This is a genomic window from Bacillus sp. YP1 (assembly GCF_000877815.1).
Classification (GTDB): Bacteria; Bacillota; Bacilli; order Bacillales; family Bacillaceae; genus Bacillus; species Bacillus subtilis.
In genome coordinates, this window is record NZ_CP010014.1 from 956,674 (window position 1) to 972,524 (window position 15,851).

The following is a 15,851-nucleotide window of genomic DNA, read 5'->3' on the forward strand; positions in this document are numbered from 1 at the left end:
CTGTAAAAAAGGGACGAATGAACCGTGGTACCACCCTGATTATTCCATTAAAATGGAATCACTCTGACGTTTGTAACGGAGACTGCTCCGGCTGAGCCTACTTTTTTCCAGTTCGGTCAGCTGCTCCAAAGTCCATTCCACATTGCCCGTTATCTGCTCCCAGCACCGCAGACTCTCTTCAAACAGGTGAAACGTGTACTACTCTTTTTCATAGCAAGCTTTTCTTTTGATTGCTTCATTATAAATCAATTATAACCAATTGTCATCATGAAAAAACATTCTTTTTTCCAGTAAAATTGTAATAATATAAATAACACGAGTGCTGTAAAATCCTTAAATGATAACTGCTATCAGCGTAAAAACAGGCAGATATTATATGTAAAAAGCAATATGGGCAGAAAACACATGAAAAAGTTTTTAATCAATTTATGCTTTAAATGGTAGAAGGATATTATGTTCATGGAAGAAAAACTAACGAAGTTTAAATATTTTAAATTGATAAAATAATATTGCAATAAATTATTTGTTTCATTATAATGAACTTGTTCACTCTATTGTTACAGCTTTTTTACAAAAATAATCAGAAAAGACGGAACAGAATAAAAGTTGTGGAAACTCAGGTTCATTTGTCTGATATTTCTGAGGATTTAGCCGTAAGGAGCTGAAAATTATTATTAGGGGGTTTGCGAATATGAAAAAACGTTGGTCGATTGTCACGTTGATGCTCATTTTCACTCTCGTGCTGAGCGCGTGCGGCTTTGGCGGCAGCGGATCAAACGGTGAAGGGAAAAAGGACAGTAAAGGAAAGACGACACTTAACATTAATATTAAAACTGAGCCGTTCTCCTTACATCCGGGATTGGCAAATGATTCAGTATCAGGCGGTGTTATCCGTCAGACTTTTGAAGGATTGACACGTATCAATGCAGATGGTGAGCCTGAAGAAGGCATGGCTTCTAAAATTGAAACGAGCAAGGACGGAAAGACATATACATTTACCATTCGTGATGGTGTGAAATGGTCTAATGGAGACCCTGTAACTGCACAAGATTTTGAATATGCTTGGAAATGGGCGCTTGACCCTAATAATGAATCACAATACGCTTACCAGCTCTACTACATAAAAGGTGCTGAAGCGGCGAATACCGGAAAAGGCAGCCTAGACGATGTGGCAGTAAAAGCTGTGAATGACAAAACGCTGAAGGTTGAATTAAATAACCCGACTCCATATTTCACTGAATTAACTGCGTTCTATACGTATATGCCGATCAATAAGAAAATTGCAGAGAAAAATAAAAAGTGGAATACAAATGCCGGAGATGATTATGTATCAAACGGGCCGTTCAAAATGACGGCATGGAAACACAGCGGCTCTATTACTCTCGAAAAAAATGACCAGTATTGGGATAAAGACAAAGTCAAACTGAAGAAAATCGATATGGTTATGATCAACAATAACAATACGGAACTAAAAAAATTCCAAGCTGGCGAACTTGATTGGGCCGGTATGCCGCTCGGACAGCTTCCGACAGAATCCCTGCCGACCCTGAAAAAAGACGGTTCTTTACATGTTGAGCCGATTGCAGGAGTGTATTGGTACAAATTCAACACTGAAGCTAAGCCATTAGACAACGTCAATATCCGTAAAGCTTTAACATATTCGCTTGACCGTCAGTCGATTGTTAAAAACGTTACGCAAGGAGAGCAAATCCCGGCAATGGCTGCAGTGCCGCCTACAATGAAGGGATTTGAGGATAACAAAGAAGGATACTTCAAAGACAATGATGTCAAAACAGCAAAAGAATACCTTGAAAAAGGCCTAAAAGAAATGGGCTTAAGCAAGGCATCTGATTTGCCAAAAATCAAATTGTCTTACAACACTGATGACGCACACGCGAAAATCGCTCAAGCAGTACAAGAAATGTGGAAGAAAAATTTAGGCGTTGATGTTGAGCTTGATAACTCAGAGTGGAATGTCTATATTGATAAGCTCCACAGCCAAGATTATCAAATCGGCCGTATGGGCTGGCTCGGCGACTTCAATGATCCTATCAACTTCCTTGAATTGTTCCGCGACAAAAACGGAGGAAATAACGATACAGGCTGGGAAAATCCAGAATTCAAAAAGCTTCTGAATCAGTCACAAACTGAAACAGATAAAACAAAACGTGCAGAGCTGCTGAAAAAAGCAGAAGGTATTTTCATTGATGAAATGCCGGTTGCCCCAATCTATTTCTATACTGATACTTGGGTACAGGATGAAAACCTAAAAGGTGTTATCATGCCAGGTACTGGTGAGGTTTATTTCAGAAACGCATATTTTAAATAAGGCTACGTCTGAAAATAAAAGACCTCAAGGTATATGGGGAGAAAAGCCCCATATACCTTTCTTACTGATGGAGTATAAAAATGTAAAAACCATGGAGGTGTTCCCCCTTGCTAAAATATATCGGAAGACGCTTAGTCTATATGATTATCACACTATTTGTGATTGTAACTGTGACATTCTTCTTAATGCAAGCAGCACCGGGCGGGCCATTTTCAGGTGAGAAAAAGCTTCCGCCTGAAATTGAAGCAAATTTAAATGCGCATTATGGCTTGGACAAGCCGCTGTTTGTACAATATGTCAGTTATTTGAAATCAGTTGCAATGTGGGATTTCGGACCGTCATTTAAATATAAAGGTCAGAGTGTTAACGACCTGATCAGTTCAGGTTTCCCCGTTTCATTTACTCTTGGAGCAGAAGCTATTCTCCTCGCTTTAGCGTTAGGTGTATTGTTTGGGGTCATTGCAGCCCTTTACCATAATAAGTGGCAGGATTATACCGTCGCGATTTTAACGATATTTGGTATTTCGGTTCCGAGCTTTATCATGGCGGCTGTTCTGCAATATGTGTTCTCCATGAAGCTTGGGCTGTTTCCGGTCGCGGGGTGGGATTCCTGGGCATACACCTTTTTGCCTTCCATCGCACTTGCTTCCATGCCGATGGCGTTTATTGCCAGACTTTCCCGTTCAAGCATGATCGAAGTGTTAAACAGTGATTATATCCGCACAGCGAAAGCGAAAGGGCTTTCCCGCCCAGCGGTTACAGTGCGGCACGCCATTCGAAACGCACTTTTGCCGGTTGTTACATATATGGGCCCGATGGCCGCACAGGTCTTAACGGGGAGCTTCATTATTGAAACCATTTTTGGGATTCCGGGGCTTGGTGCACACTTCGTCAACAGTATTACAAACCGTGATTATACGGTCATTATGGGTGTAACGGTGTTCTTCAGTGTCATCTTGCTATTGTGTGTATTAATCGTAGATGTGTTATACGGCATTATTGATCCAAGAATCAAGCTTTCCAAAGCAAAGAAAGGAGCCTAGGCCATGCAGAACATTCCAAAAAACATGTTTGAACCAGCCGCAGCGAATGCCGGCGATGCAGAAAAAATAAGTAAAAAGAGCCTTTCCCTCTGGAAAGATGCGATGCTTCGCTTCCGCAGCAATAAGCTTGCAATGGTCGGGCTTATCATTATCGTACTTATTATCCTTATGGCAATTTTTGCGCCGATGTTCTCAAGGTATGATTATTCAACTACTAATCTCTTAAATGCGGATAAGCCGCCTTCAAAAGATCACTGGTTCGGAACAGATGATCTTGGACGGGACATTTTCGTCCGTACATGGGTAGGGGCGCGAATCTCAATCTTTATCGGTGTTGCAGCTGCTGTTCTCGATTTGCTGATCGGCGTCATTTGGGGGAGCATTTCAGGCTTCCGCGGAGGAAGAACAGATGAAATCATGATGCGTATCGCTGATATCCTTTGGGCAGTTCCTTCATTATTAATGGTTATCTTACTGATGGTTGTTCTTCCGAAAGGTCTATTTACGATTATTATTGCCATGACGATTACAGGCTGGATTAATATGGCCAGAATCGTGCGCGGACAAGTGCTGCAGCTGAAGAATCAGGAGTATGTGCTTGCTTCACAGACACTGGGTGCAAAAACATCCCGTCTTCTATTTAAACATATCGTGCCAAACGCAATGGGTTCTATTTTGGTCACGATGACACTGACAGTTCCTACTGCGATTTTCACAGAAGCCTTTTTAAGCTATTTGGGACTTGGTGTTCCGGCTCCGCTGGCAAGCTGGGGAACGATGGCTTCTGACGGATTGCCTGCATTGACCTATTATCCGTGGCGTTTATTCTTCCCTGCCGGATTTATCTGCATTACAATGTTTGGTTTCAACGTTGTCGGCGACGGATTAAGAGACGCATTGGATCCTAAGTTACGTAAATAAGGGAGTGATACGGGTGACACGCCTATTAGAAGTAAAAGATTTAGCAATTTCATTTAAAACATATGGCGGAGAGGTCCAGGCGATCCGCGGAGTGAATTTCCATCTGGATAAAGGAGAGACGCTGGCTATCGTCGGCGAATCAGGTTCCGGAAAAAGTGTAACCTCTCAAGCGATTATGAAGCTGATTCCAATGCCTCCGGGTTATTTCAAACGCGGTGAAATCCTGTTTGAAGGGAAGGATCTGGTGCCGCTGTCCGAAAAAGAAATGCAAAATGTCCGAGGAAAAGAGATCGGCATGATATTTCAGGATCCGATGACCTCCTTAAATCCAACGATGAAGGTCGGTAAACAAATTACGGAAGTGCTTTTTAAACACGAAAAGATCTCGAAGGAAGCGGCTAAAAAACGCGCGGTTGAACTGCTGGAATTAGTCGGTATCCCAATGCCGGAAAAGCGGGTGAACCAATTTCCGCACGAATTTTCAGGCGGAATGAGGCAGCGGGTTGTCATTGCCATGGCGCTTGCAGCGAATCCGAAGCTTCTGATCGCCGATGAGCCGACAACTGCTCTTGATGTAACGATTCAAGCGCAAATTTTGGAATTAATGAAGGATTTGCAAAAGAAAATTGACACGTCCATCATCTTTATCACACACGATCTTGGTGTTGTGGCTAACGTTGCTGACCGGGTCGCTGTCATGTACGCGGGACAGATTGTAGAAACCGGTACGGTAGACGAAATCTTCTACGATCCGAGACATCCGTACACTTGGGGGCTTCTTGCATCCATGCCGACACTGGAAAGTTCAGGAGAGGAAGAGCTGACTGCCATTCCGGGCACACCGCCTGATTTGACAAACCCGCCAAAAGGAGATGCTTTTGCCCTGCGGAGCCCTTATGCGATGAAAATCGATTTTGAACAGGAGCCGCCAATGTTTAAGGTATCTGATACTCATTATGTCAAATCGTGGCTGCTTCATCCTGACGCGCCAAAGGTAGAGCCGCCTGAAGCGGTAAAAGCGAAAATGCGTAAACTGGCAAATACGTATGAAAAACCTGTCTTAGTGAGAGAAGGTGAATGAATTGACTGAAAAATTATTAGAAATCAAACATTTAAAACAGCACTTTGTCACACCAAGGGGAACGGTCAAAGCTGTAGATGATTTATCATTTGATATCTATAAAGGTGAAACATTAGGGCTGGTTGGTGAATCAGGCTGCGGTAAATCGACAACAGGCCGAAGCATTATCCGGCTGTACGAAGCAACCGATGGTGAGGTGCTGTTCAACGGCGAAAATGTGCACGGGAGAAAATCGCGGAAAAAGCTGCTGGAATTCAACCGCAAAATGCAGATGATTTTCCAAGACCCATATGCATCCCTGAATCCGAGAATGACAGTTGCTGATATTATTGCTGAAGGCCTTGATATTCATAAGCTGGCAAAAACGAAAAAAGAGCGGATGCAGCGAGTTCATGAACTATTGGAAACAGTGGGATTAAACAAGGAACACGCGAACCGCTATCCTCATGAATTTTCCGGCGGCCAGCGCCAAAGAATCGGGATTGCCAGAGCGCTTGCTGTTGATCCGGAATTCATTATCGCGGATGAGCCGATTTCCGCTTTGGATGTATCTATTCAAGCGCAGGTCGTGAATTTAATGAAAGAACTGCAAAAAGAAAAAGGGCTCACATACCTGTTTATTGCCCACGATTTATCGATGGTCAAATACATCAGTGACCGCATTGGAGTCATGTATTTCGGGAAACTGGTTGAGCTTGCGCCGGCAGATGAGCTGTATGAGAATCCGCTTCACCCGTATACAAAATCATTGCTTTCTGCGATTCCGCTTCCAGATCCAGACTATGAGAGAAATCGCGTTCGCCAGAAATATGATCCGTCTGTCCATCAATTAAAGGATGGGGAAACGATGGAATTCCGTGAAGTCAAACCGGGACATTTTGTGATGTGCACGGAAGCCGAATTTAAAGCTTTTTCATGATTCATCAATCCTTCAAGAGAATCTCTTGAAGGATTTTTTTGCGTCCTCATAGAAAGTGAGAATGATATCATTTACAATTAGAGGAAAAAGCGGAGGCGAAATACGATTCAATTTCTGCATAACAAAAATGTTTTTGCGCTATTGCTGTCTCAATCTTTTCAATCTTTAGCAGGAGTCCTCGTCACAATCGTTTTAATGGTCCGGGTCTATCAAATGACTGACTCCGTTTTTTTGGCAGGCCTTATTTTATCGTTCATGTCGTTTGCGAGTATAGCAGCAAGCTTTTGCGTCTCTCCGGTGCTTCGCATTCTCGGTTTTAAAAAGGTGCTTGCGGGAGCGAATCTGCTGAGAGCGGTCTTTACAATCCTGATGGCATACAGCGTCACTCATCACGGACAGGCATTCTTTTGGATTACGCTGCTGTTTGTGTTTTGTTTTTCCTTCGCGGGCGCTTTTTTTCAGCCGGCAAGATTTGCGCTGCTGCCGATTATTGTTCCAAAGAAGCAATATGTAAAAGCGAATGGTGTGATCTCCCTCTCGAATCAATTGTTCTTAACAGCAGGCTGGGGCCTTGGAGGCCTTCTGACGTACGCCGTCCCTTTTGAACTCGTTGTCGGCGCTGCCATTTGCCTGTTAGTTCTATCGGGAGCTTCCATCAGTGTGCTGCATGTAAATGAAGAAGAGGCTGTAGGAACTGCTGAAACAGCATCTGCCAGAAGTATATGGAAGGATTTAATGATCATCCCTATTGTAAGAGACATTACTGTAATGGACGTGATAGAAGCTTTGGCGGGTTCCGTATGGTCATCTGCTATTCTCCTCGCATTTACTGCGGCTGTTTTGCATGAAACAGAGGTGTGGTGGGGGATGTTTAACGCTTCCTATTTTATAGGCGCAATTGTCGGCAGTGTGATTGCCATTCGTTTTTCTTCTTTTTTTGAGCGGAATATGGGCTATGCCATTATGTTCAGCTCGCTTGTAATGTCGGCGCTGACCCTTTTGTTTTCATTTTCTCCAGTCCCATTTTTATGCGCTCTGGCTTGTGCTGCAATGGGGCCTTTTTATCAGGTGCGTGATATTTGCCAGGAAACCATGCTGCAGGAGGTTATTCCCGAGCAGAAACGAATCGGAATCATGGCTGCAAAAAATGCGATTTTGACTCCTTGGTCAGGCGTCACCTACTCCATTATGGGGCTAGTGGCTGATGCTGCTGGTGCGAAAATAGCTTTTATCGCGGCTGCTGCATTATATATCATGACATTTCTGATTGCACTGGCGCAGCCCCGCCTGATTCATTACAGGCGGGAAAACCGAGTTCAATGAGATACACTTCAAAATGAACGGAGCAGCTGGCTCCGTTTTTGCTGAAAAAAAATGAAACCATGGCGGAAGTTCGCACGTCTTTATAGATGTAAGGCTGTTTAAACAAGAAGAAATGGGGTATATCTAAAAGTATGAAGACAACGAACTCATAAGGAGCAAATCAATGAACTGGTATGAAAAGCTTAGCGAGTACTTTCCAATTGAAGAAATGAAATCAAAAGCGCATATGGAAGCTCTTCTGAAAGAGCGAAGCGATATTTATCATAAAGATGAAGGCAAACATCATATTTTAATGTTTGCGGAGTTCGATTCTTTTATCTTCGTTGATTATCTGTATGTGTCTAAGGATGCAAGAGGGCAGGGGCTTGGCGGCAAATTGATCGCGAAGCTGAAAAAGAAAAATAAGCCCATATTGCTCGAGGTGGAACCTGTGGATGAAGATGATACTGATACAGAAAAACGCCTGAGGTTTTATCAAAGAGAGCATTTCAAGCATGCTCAGTCAATTGGGTACCGGCGCCGGTCATTGGCTACGAATGAAGTAAACAAGATGGAGATTCTGTACTGGTCACCAAAAACAGAATCAGAAGAAGAAATTCTTGAAGCCATGAAACAGACATATGAAAACATTCATACTTATAAAGACGAGAAATGGTACGGAGAATCGTACGAAAAAACGGATGAAGTCCTGAAACTCATTGATGAAGAAAAACAAAAAAATATTTTCGATCAGTTAAGCTAATTGAGAATTAGAACATATCATGAACATTAAAAATTTGCTGGATTGACACATTTTTTTCTTAGGATACTGTTCACACTTACTTTTTTATAGTATAATACCTGTAAAGATTCCTTTTTTAGAGTAATTTCAATTTAAGAATAAAATAGATGTTCATCCTACTAATTAGAGGAGTGAAGATGAATGGTTACACTATACACATCACCAAGCTGTACTTCATGCAGAAAGGCGAGAGCGTGGCTCGAGGAGCACGATATTCCATTTGTAGAAAGAAACATTTTCTCTGAACCTTTATCAATTGATGAAATAAAACAAATTCTTCGAATGACTGAGGATGGAACAGATGAAATCATCTCAACCCGTTCAAAAGTATTCCAAAAACTGAATGTGAACGTTGAATCTATGCCGCTGCAAGATTTGTACCGCTTGATCAACGAGCATCCAGGTTTGCTTCGCCGTCCGATCATCATTGACGAAAAACGTTTGCAGGTCGGATATAACGAAGACGAAATCAGACGTTTCCTGCCAAGAAAAGTTCGCTCTTTCCAATTAAGAGAAGCACAGCGTTTGGCAAACTAATAGATCGTATCATCAAAAGAAGGCTGAGTGATCAGCCTTCTTTTATTTTTCAACCTGCTGGTAATAAATGCTCGCAAGGATGACAAACGCAACCGTCAAAATGGGGAGGAGCGTTTCGACTGTGCCGTGCTGCGCCATAAAAAGCGACAGCTTTTTGTCTCTGACAATCATTTCTCCGCCAGTATAAGCAAGCAGCCCGCTTCCCGCGTAAATCAGAAGCGGTATTTTCTCTAGTGCAATATGGATGAGTTTGCTGCCCCAAATAATAACCGGAACCGATACACACAAACCTATAACAACGAGAGAAAACTCACCGCGTGATGCTCCCGCAACTGCGATGACGTTGTCCAGCGACATAAAGAGATCTGCAAGCACAATCGTTCGTATCGCTCTCCACAGGGAGGTGCTGCTTTTAATGTGCTTCGTGTCTTTTTTTTCAATCAGCAGCTGATATCCTAAATACAGCAGGAAAATTCCGCCGGCGCACTGCAAGAACGGAATGTTCAAAAGATATACTGCTGCACTTGTTAATCCGATTCTCATGGCAACGGCAATAAATGTTCCGAGAATAATGGCTTGCTGTCTCTGCTTGTCCGGCAAATGTCTGCTGGCCATGGCAATAACAACCGCGTTATCTCCGCCGAGGATCAGGTCAATCCCAACAATGACAAGCAGAGAAATCAGATACTCATGCTCCATGAAGCGGCACCTCGCTTTCAGTCCTTCGCTTGTACTACTACTATATGAGACAGGTCATATTTTATGATATCAGCCGCCTGATCTGCCGTTTTTTAGGCAAAGGTGCATTTTTATTTCTTTTGTGACTGTTTTATCATAAAATAGAAATACAAAGGAATTCACACTGGCCTTGGTTAAGGTTAAGATGTGGACGGAATGGGTAAAGTGTAGTAAAGTACAATTAATCGGGAGCTTAGATGTCCCTTCAACATCTTATATAGAAGGGAAGGTTGGCAAATGGAAATTGAAAGAATTAACGAGCATACAGTAAAATTTTATATGTCTTACGGAGATATTGAAGATCGCGGTTTTGACAGAGAAGAAATTTGGTATAACCGTGAGCGCAGTGAAGAACTTTTCTGGGAAGTCATGGATGAAGTTCATGAAGAAGAGGAATTCGCTGTGGAAGGCCCACTTTGGATTCAAGTTCAGGCACTGGACAAAGGATTAGAAATCATCGTCACAAAAGCCCAGCTTTCCAAAGACGGACAAAAGCTCGAACTGCCGATTCCTGAGGATAAAAAGCAAGAACCAGCATCTGAGGATCTTGACGCCTTGCTGGATGATTTCCAGAAAGAAGAGCAAGCCGTCAATCAGGAAGAGAAGGAGCAAAAGCTTCAATTTGTCTTGCGATTTGGCGATTTTGAGGATGTTATTTCTCTATCTAATTTGAACGTTAACGGAAGCAAAACGACTTTATATTCGTTTGAGAACCGATATTATTTATATGTAGATTTTTGCAATATGACTGATGAAGAGGTTGAAAATCAGCTAAGCATCCTGCTGGAGTACGCAAATGAATCCTCAATCAGCATACACCGTCTTGAAGAGTACGGCAAGCTGATTATTTCAGAGCATGCTCTAGAAACGATAAAAAAACACTTTGCATCATAGCAAACCGATTTCCTTCCGGAAATCGGTTTTTTTTATGCACGAAAATGCCATTTTAGAGATGTGAAAAATCAAAAACATATAGACAAGCAGAAAATACAGCGAACAGGAGTTGATCATCTTTTCCAGAAAGTATACTTCATCTGGAAAGGAGAGATGACAATTGTTTAGTGCTGTGACTGAAGACGGCCAAATGTTTCACCTTCTAGGCGCTCAGCAAAACCAGAAATTAAAGCGGAGACGGTTCTTCTGTCCGGTATGCGGAGGAGAGCTAGCTGTGAAGCTCGGACTTCAAAAAGCGCCGCATTTTGCCCATAAACAGAACAAGTCCTGCTCCATAGACATCGAACCGGAAAGCGCCTACCACTTAGAAGGAAAAAGACAGCTGTATGTATGGCTGAAAACACAACGGGCTTCACCAATATTGGAGCCGTATATAAGGACAATCAACCAAAGACCGGACGTCATGGCAAGAATCAAGGAGCATATGCTTGCTGTTGAATATCAATGCGCCACTATCGCTCCAGATGTCTTTCAAAAGCGGACAGAGAGCTTCAAACAAGAAGGAATCATCCCGCAGTGGATTATGGGATACAGCCGCTTAAAACGGACTGCTTCGTCCTTTTATCAGCTTTCAACTTTTCATTGGCAGTTTATCAATGCAAGTCCATACAGAGAACTGATATGTTATTGTCCTGAAAGGCGTTCTTTTCTCCGGCTCAGCCACATCATTCCATTCTACACAAACCATTCTTATTCCTCAGTCCAAACGATCCCTATTCATCGGGCAGGTGCAGGCGATCTTTTTTTCACTGAACCGAAACCCTCAATTCAATATTCAGGCTGGACGAAAGCGATTCACCGTTTTCGCCATAAACCCCATCGGTTTAACTCAAAGGAAACAAATCGCCTTAGGCTGCTGTTTTATGAGAAACGGCAGACGCCTTTTTCTTTTCTGCCGACTGAAGTGTTTGTTCCTGTTAGAAAAGGGGCAGTTTTTAAGAGTCCGGTTTTTGTGTGGCAAGGATTTCTTTATTTGTTTATGACGGATCTTGGAGATAAACGTGCGCCAATTCGTTTTTCAGCCGTTTTGCAGCAGTGCAAACTGCACATTCATAATAAGAACATTGCACTCAGGTTCGAATGCAGCGAAGAGTGTCTTTCAGAAGCGGTTAAACAGTATATTGATTTTTTGTGCAAGAAGGGATTTTTAAGGGAGACTCAGAAAGAAGTATATGTGCTGAATCAGCCTGCAGGCGGCATACACTCCATGCAGGATCTCATAGAAAGAGACCGCAGCTGTTTTATAGAATGAGTTTGTCTTATTTGGCTCACCCTAAGACAAAGGTGGTGGGCAGGCTGTGAAAGGCACAAAAGGAAAGGTTTTTCGTGTTTTTACTGCTTTTTTGGCATTCGTTCTCTTCATTACTGCATATGATTTGACAAAAGGCAGTGAAAAACCGGAAGATATTCACAACACAAGTTTATTGAGAAACAGCTGTTTTTTCAATTGGCTTGAATCAAAGAAGACGAGGGGGATCACCATGGCTGAGGAAAAAAAAGCAAACCAACTGCCTGACAGAAGTGAGGTAAAGGCAGAAGACACATGGAGACTTGAGGATATTTTTCCTAGTGATGAGGCCTGGAATAAAGAATTTCAAGCTGTAAAAGAATTAATTCCGAATTTATCTAAGTATAAAGGAAAGCTGGCAGATTCAGCTGATCATTTATACGAGGCTCTTACGTATCAAGATAAAGTGATGGAGCGGCTGGGTAGGCTGTACACATATGCGCATATGCGCTCTGACCAGGATACTGGGAACTCCTTTTACCAGGGGCTGAATGACAAGGCGGGAAACCTGTATACACAGGCCGCAAGCGCGACAGCTTATCTGGTTCCGGAGATTTTATCCATAGAAGAAGACAAACTGCAGCAGTTCATTCTTGAAAAAGAAGAATTAAAGCTGTACTCTCATGCGATTGAGGAGATTACAAAGGAACGTCCGCATGTGCTGAGCGAGAAGGAAGAGGCACTGCTTGCTGAAGCCTCCGAGGTACTGGGGTCATCTTCAAATACATTCAGTGTGTTAAATAACGCAGATATAACGTTTCCATCCATTAAAGACGAAGATGGGAATGAAAAACAGATCACTCACGGCAACTTTATTAATTTCTTAGAAAGTGAAAACCGTGAAGTCCGCAAAAATGCGTTTGACGCAGTGTATAAAACGTACGGACAATATAAAAACACAATGGCCACGACGCTAAGCGGCACTGTGAAAAAGGACAACTTCTACGCGAGAGTGAAAAAGTACAAGTCCGCGCGTGAGGCTGCGCTTTCTAACAACAGTATTCCTGAGGAAGTATACGATAACCTTGTTAAGACGATTAATAAGCATTTGCCGCTCCTGCACCGCTATATTGCGCTAAGAAAGAAAGTGCTTGAGCTTGATGAAGTGCATATCTATGACCTGTATACACCGCTTGTGAAAGATGCTGGGATGAAGGTGACATACGAGGAAGCCAAAGATTACATGCTGAAAGGCCTCGCACCTTTAGGGGAAGAATATGCCTCTATCCTAAAAGAAGGACTGGAAAACCGCTGGGTGGACGTTTACGAAAATAAAGGCAAACGCAATGGGGCTTATTCATCAGGAGCTTACGGCACGAATCCGTATATTTTGATGAACTGGCATAATAACGTCAATAATCTCTTTACGCTCGTGCACGAGTTTGGACATTCCGTACACAGCTACTATACGAGAAAGCACCAGCCTTATCCATACGGCAATTACAGTATCTTTGTCGCGGAAGTTGCCTCTACGACAAATGAAGCGCTCCTTGGCGAATATTTGCTGAACAATTTAGAGGATGAAAAACAGCGCTTATATATTCTCAACCATATGCTTGAGGGCTTCAGGGGAACGGTTTTCAGACAAACGATGTTCGCTGAATTTGAACATCTGATCCATACAAAGGCGCAAGAAGGCGAGCCGCTTACACCTGAGCTTCTGACAAATGTCTATTACGACCTGAATAAAAAGTATTTTGGAGACGGCATGGTGATTGATAAGGAAATCGGCCTTGAATGGTCGCGTATTCCGCACTTCTATTACAATTACTATGTGTATCAGTATGCGACAGGGTACAGCGCTGCCCAAGCATTAAGCAGCCAGATTTTGAAGGAAGGAAAGCCGGCGGTTGACCGTTATATTGACTTCCTGAAAGCGGGAAGCTCACAATACCCGATTGATGTCCTGAAAAAAGCGGGTGTTGATATGACGTCTCCAGAGCCAATCGAAGCCGCGTGCAAAATGTTTGAAGAAAAACTTGATGAAATGGAAGAGCTGCTGATGAAAGTCAAGCAGTCTTAAAAAAGTAAGCCTGTGCGGAAATGACGCACAGGCTTTTTTAAAACCCTTTAAAGGTTTTCCGGTGATTCAAGCGGTAGAGGGTAAACAAAATAGACAGAAACAGCAGAGGAGAGGTAATATAAAGCGGCAGCATATGCATCATGCCTAAGATATTCAAGCAGAAAAAAACAGCAATGCACACAATTGAGATCAAAGTAGACATCATGGCGGTCCTCCTCGTCCTTTTTCCTTATAAGGATATGAGTGAATGCACTTCGTTATGTTTTGTGACAAAAATATGAACATTAAGCATAGAGGTTGTCAAAAGTCGACATCTTTTGTTATCATAAGGATGTGAAATTGATCACAAACAAACATTACCCCTTTGTTTGACCGTGAAAAATTTCTCCCATCCCCTTTGTTGTCGTTAAGACATATGAAACCGCGCTTATCCCGGCGCGGTTTCTTTAGCGTTAAAAACGGAACATATGTTTGGTTCGGGGCGTAAAAAAACAGCCTCAAGCATATGCACGCCTGCGGCTATTTTTCACATGATTGATATTCATCAGAATAAGTGCTGAGAGACTTCCAAAACATTCCGTGTTTGGCTTCCACTTTGGCAACCTTTTTAGCAAACGCCAGTTTTTTCATTTCTTTTTCTACCTCTTCAAGGCTCAGGTCATATACAAGAGCAATTTCCTTCGAGGCAACGAAGCGGAAATATTCAATAAAACATTCTAAAGGCGGTGTTTCCGACGGCTTCGGCTCGTCGCCAAGCATCTCAAATAAAATTTCTTCATATACATCATATGAGTAGCTGCCAGGAACTTTAAGCCCTTCATCCTCATGCTGCGTATTAAAAAACGTCAGTGTCGGATTAACAGAAACATCCATCTCAGCAGCAATTTTCATGTCACATTGAAGCGCCTTGACCGCGCTTTGAGAATGCAGATCTTTTTTGAATTCTTCAAGATCGAGACTTGTATTTTCAGCAATCTCCAAAAGCACGTTTTCATCCGTAATATTTTTCTTTGAAACAAATAGGCTCTCCTGCATATTTCTGAGAAATTGCATGCCGGCTTTTCGTCCTTGCAGTTCGGCTGCTTTAAAAGCGAGAGCAGCCATATAAGGCGATGAAAGCGGCTGATCCTGTTCGAACCAGACATTGCCGTCACATGACATGCCAGAGCGGCTCGCGATCTTTTCCCATGCTTCTGCGAGAAGATGCTTTTTTCGCTTTTTATTTAAAGCGGTAAGGCTTGCGGAAGCGATAATGCGTAAGGTGAAAAAACGTCCGTATCTGATTTTCAGCTTTTTGATGACGGGCTCTAAGGACCAGCATTCAGGACATAAAGGGTCTACAAACATATAAATTTCAAGCGGTTTTTTTGGATGACCGTGGCAATGGGCGAAGTATAGCTCATGCTGATAGTTTGTCAAGATGATCGATCCTCCGCTTCCGTTTGATTCACCATATGCCTTGCTGTCAACTCCAGCCGGCCAAACAAAAACTCACGAATTTCGCCCTCCAGCCCTACATGGTCCATTGCGTCCTTCATACAGCTGAGCCACGCATCAGCTCTCTCGTTTGTAATTGGAAAGGGAAGATGCCTTGCTCTGAGCATTGGATGGCCGTGCTCCTCAGTATAAAGCGGAGGCCCGCCTAAATACTGAGTTAAGAATTGCTTCTGTTTCCTGGCGGTTTCTGTCAAATCGCTTGGAAAAATCGGCTTCAGCAAAGGATGAGACGCGACACGCTCATAAAAAGTATCAACAAGTTGCGATAGAAGTTCCTCTCCAATCGCTTCATAAGGTGCGTTAAACGATTGTCCCATGTTGACTACTCCTTTAAATATGGCTAATAGGAATCATAAATCCTATTGCAAAAAGTAATTTTCTGTATTTCATTGTTTCATCTAGATTTATTTTAGCAAC

The 15,851-nt window shown here is 42.7% G+C and carries 17 protein-coding genes and 1 other annotated feature; of the genes, 12 read left to right on the forward strand and 5 right to left on the reverse strand.

Translation table 11 applies throughout. The annotated features are described in order from the left end of the window. Window positions 1-6 precede the first annotated feature (6 nt). Window positions 7-221 (reverse strand) — a binding site (T-box leader). A 470-nt stretch (window positions 222-691) separates the two neighbouring features. The 8 genes from oppA to spx all read left to right on the forward strand — a co-directional run bounded on the left by oppA (window position 692) and on the right by spx (window position 8,934). Further along, window positions 692-2,329, forward strand: a complete 1,638-nt coding sequence (gene oppA / locus QF06_RS04655; RefSeq protein WP_003232957.1) for an oligopeptide ABC transporter substrate-binding protein OppA — start codon at window positions 692-694, stop codon at window positions 2,327-2,329. A gap of 107 nt (window positions 2,330-2,436) precedes the next feature. After that, the gene (gene oppB / locus QF06_RS04660) at window positions 2,437-3,372 is read left to right on the forward strand and encodes an oligopeptide ABC transporter permease OppB (protein WP_003245554.1); all 936 of its coding nucleotides are present in this window, start codon (window positions 2,437-2,439) and stop codon (window positions 3,370-3,372) included. 3 nt (window positions 3,373-3,375) lie between these two features. Further along, complete coding sequence (gene oppC, locus QF06_RS04665; protein WP_003232954.1) at window positions 3,376-4,293, forward strand: oligopeptide ABC transporter permease OppC; 918 nt, start codon at window positions 3,376-3,378, stop codon at window positions 4,291-4,293. A 4-nt stretch (window positions 4,294-4,297) separates the two neighbouring features. After that, entirely contained in the window at window positions 4,298-5,374 is a 1,077-nt protein-coding gene (gene oppD / locus QF06_RS04670) for an oligopeptide ABC transporter ATP-binding protein OppD (RefSeq protein WP_015252358.1), read from the forward strand. 1 nt (window position 5,375) lies between these two features. Continuing rightward, on the forward strand, window positions 5,376-6,293 hold the full coding sequence (oppF, locus tag QF06_RS04675) for an oligopeptide ABC transporter ATP-binding protein OppF (RefSeq protein WP_003245567.1): 918 nt from the start codon (window positions 5,376-5,378) through the stop codon (window positions 6,291-6,293). Between the two features lie 105 nt (window positions 6,294-6,398). Continuing rightward, window positions 6,399-7,616, forward strand: a complete 1,218-nt coding sequence (locus tag QF06_RS04680) for an MFS transporter (protein WP_080332593.1) — start codon at window positions 6,399-6,401, stop codon at window positions 7,614-7,616. Between the two features lie 163 nt (window positions 7,617-7,779). Further along, window positions 7,780-8,358, forward strand: a complete 579-nt coding sequence (locus QF06_RS04685; RefSeq protein WP_003224597.1) for a GNAT family N-acetyltransferase — start codon at window positions 7,780-7,782, stop codon at window positions 8,356-8,358. A 180-nt stretch (window positions 8,359-8,538) separates the two neighbouring features. Continuing rightward, entirely contained in the window at window positions 8,539-8,934 is a 396-nt protein-coding gene (gene spx, locus QF06_RS04690) for a transcriptional regulator Spx (protein WP_014476435.1), read from the forward strand. Between the two features lie 42 nt (window positions 8,935-8,976). On the opposite strand, the gene QF06_RS04695 is transcribed toward spx, so the two are convergent. Further along, the gene (locus tag QF06_RS04695) at window positions 8,977-9,633 is read right to left on the reverse strand and encodes a TerC family protein (RefSeq protein WP_041850979.1); all 657 of its coding nucleotides are present in this window, start codon (window positions 9,631-9,633) and stop codon (window positions 8,977-8,979) included. 169 nt (window positions 9,634-9,802) lie between these two features. On the opposite strand from QF06_RS04695, the gene QF06_RS21715 reads away from it, so the two are divergent. Continuing rightward, window positions 9,803-9,943 carry a hypothetical protein gene (locus QF06_RS21715; RefSeq protein ID WP_119122854.1) on the forward strand — a complete coding sequence of 47 codons (141 nt, stop codon included), beginning with the start codon at window positions 9,803-9,805 and terminating at the stop codon, window positions 9,941-9,943. Continuing rightward, window positions 9,910-10,566 (forward strand): adaptor protein MecA, encoded by a 657-nt coding sequence (gene mecA, locus QF06_RS04700; RefSeq protein WP_003232942.1) that lies wholly within the window; start codon window positions 9,910-9,912, stop codon window positions 10,564-10,566. Before QF06_RS21715 ends, mecA begins: the two co-directional genes overlap by 34 nt. Here mecA and QF06_RS21720 read toward each other — a convergent pair. Further along, complete coding sequence (locus QF06_RS21720; RefSeq protein WP_003245684.1) at window positions 10,561-10,683, reverse strand: hypothetical protein; 123 nt, start codon at window positions 10,681-10,683, stop codon at window positions 10,561-10,563. The two genes, mecA and QF06_RS21720, sit on opposite strands and share 6 nt — an antisense overlap. 73 nt (window positions 10,684-10,756) lie before the next feature. Here QF06_RS21720 and coiA point away from each other — a divergent pair, with 73 nt between their 5' ends. Further along, on the forward strand, window positions 10,757-11,878 hold the full coding sequence (gene coiA, locus QF06_RS04705) for a competence protein CoiA (RefSeq protein WP_231573536.1): 1,122 nt from the start codon (window positions 10,757-10,759) through the stop codon (window positions 11,876-11,878). Between the two features lie 229 nt (window positions 11,879-12,107). Continuing rightward, entirely contained in the window at window positions 12,108-13,937 is a 1,830-nt protein-coding gene (gene pepF / locus QF06_RS04710; protein ID WP_003245178.1) for an oligoendopeptidase F, read from the forward strand. A 37-nt stretch (window positions 13,938-13,974) separates the two neighbouring features. Here the strand turns inward: pepF and QF06_RS20980 are convergent, their stop codons facing one another. From QF06_RS20980 to QF06_RS04730, 3 genes are all read right to left on the reverse strand, one after another. Further along, window positions 13,975-14,142, reverse strand: coding sequence for a hypothetical protein (locus QF06_RS20980; RefSeq protein WP_003244944.1), 168 nt, complete (start codon window positions 14,140-14,142; stop codon window positions 13,975-13,977). Between the two features lie 314 nt (window positions 14,143-14,456). Next, window positions 14,457-15,356, reverse strand: a complete 900-nt coding sequence (gene spxH / locus QF06_RS04725) for a protease adaptor protein SpxH (protein ID WP_003245184.1) — start codon at window positions 15,354-15,356, stop codon at window positions 14,457-14,459. Continuing rightward, entirely contained in the window at window positions 15,353-15,751 is a 399-nt protein-coding gene (locus tag QF06_RS04730) for a globin domain-containing protein (protein ID WP_003232928.1), read from the reverse strand. Before QF06_RS04730 ends, spxH begins: the two co-directional genes overlap by 4 nt. Window positions 15,752-15,851: the final 100 nt, after the last annotated feature.

What these genes read in the sequence shown, in the direction of transcription:
- oppA (WP_003232957.1), top strand. Translation starts at nt 692, where the DNA reads ATGAAAAAACGTTGGTCGATTGTCACGTTGATGCTCATTTTCACTCTC.
- oppC (WP_003232954.1), top strand. Translation starts at nt 3,376, where the DNA reads ATGCAGAACATTCCAAAAAACATGTTTGAACCAGCCGCAGCGAATGCC.
- QF06_RS04685 (WP_003224597.1), top strand. Translation starts at nt 7,780, where the DNA reads ATGAACTGGTATGAAAAGCTTAGCGAGTACTTTCCAATTGAAGAAATG.
- spx (WP_014476435.1), top strand. Translation starts at nt 8,539, where the DNA reads ATGGTTACACTATACACATCACCAAGCTGTACTTCATGCAGAAAGGCG.
- QF06_RS04695 (WP_041850979.1), bottom strand. Translation starts at nt 9,633, where the DNA reads ATGGAGCATGAGTATCTGATTTCTCTGCTTGTCATTGTTGGGATTGAC.
- mecA (WP_003232942.1), top strand. Translation starts at nt 9,910, where the DNA reads ATGGAAATTGAAAGAATTAACGAGCATACAGTAAAATTTTATATGTCT.
- QF06_RS21720 (WP_003245684.1), bottom strand. Translation starts at nt 10,683, where the DNA reads ATGATCAACTCCTGTTCGCTGTATTTTCTGCTTGTCTATATGTTTTTG.
- coiA (WP_231573536.1), top strand. Translation starts at nt 10,757, where the DNA reads ATGTTTCACCTTCTAGGCGCTCAGCAAAACCAGAAATTAAAGCGGAGA.
- pepF (WP_003245178.1), top strand. Translation starts at nt 12,108, where the DNA reads ATGGCTGAGGAAAAAAAAGCAAACCAACTGCCTGACAGAAGTGAGGTA.
- QF06_RS20980 (WP_003244944.1), bottom strand. Translation starts at nt 14,142, where the DNA reads ATGATGTCTACTTTGATCTCAATTGTGTGCATTGCTGTTTTTTTCTGC.
- QF06_RS04730 (WP_003232928.1), bottom strand. Translation starts at nt 15,751, where the DNA reads ATGGGACAATCGTTTAACGCACCTTATGAAGCGATTGGAGAGGAACTT.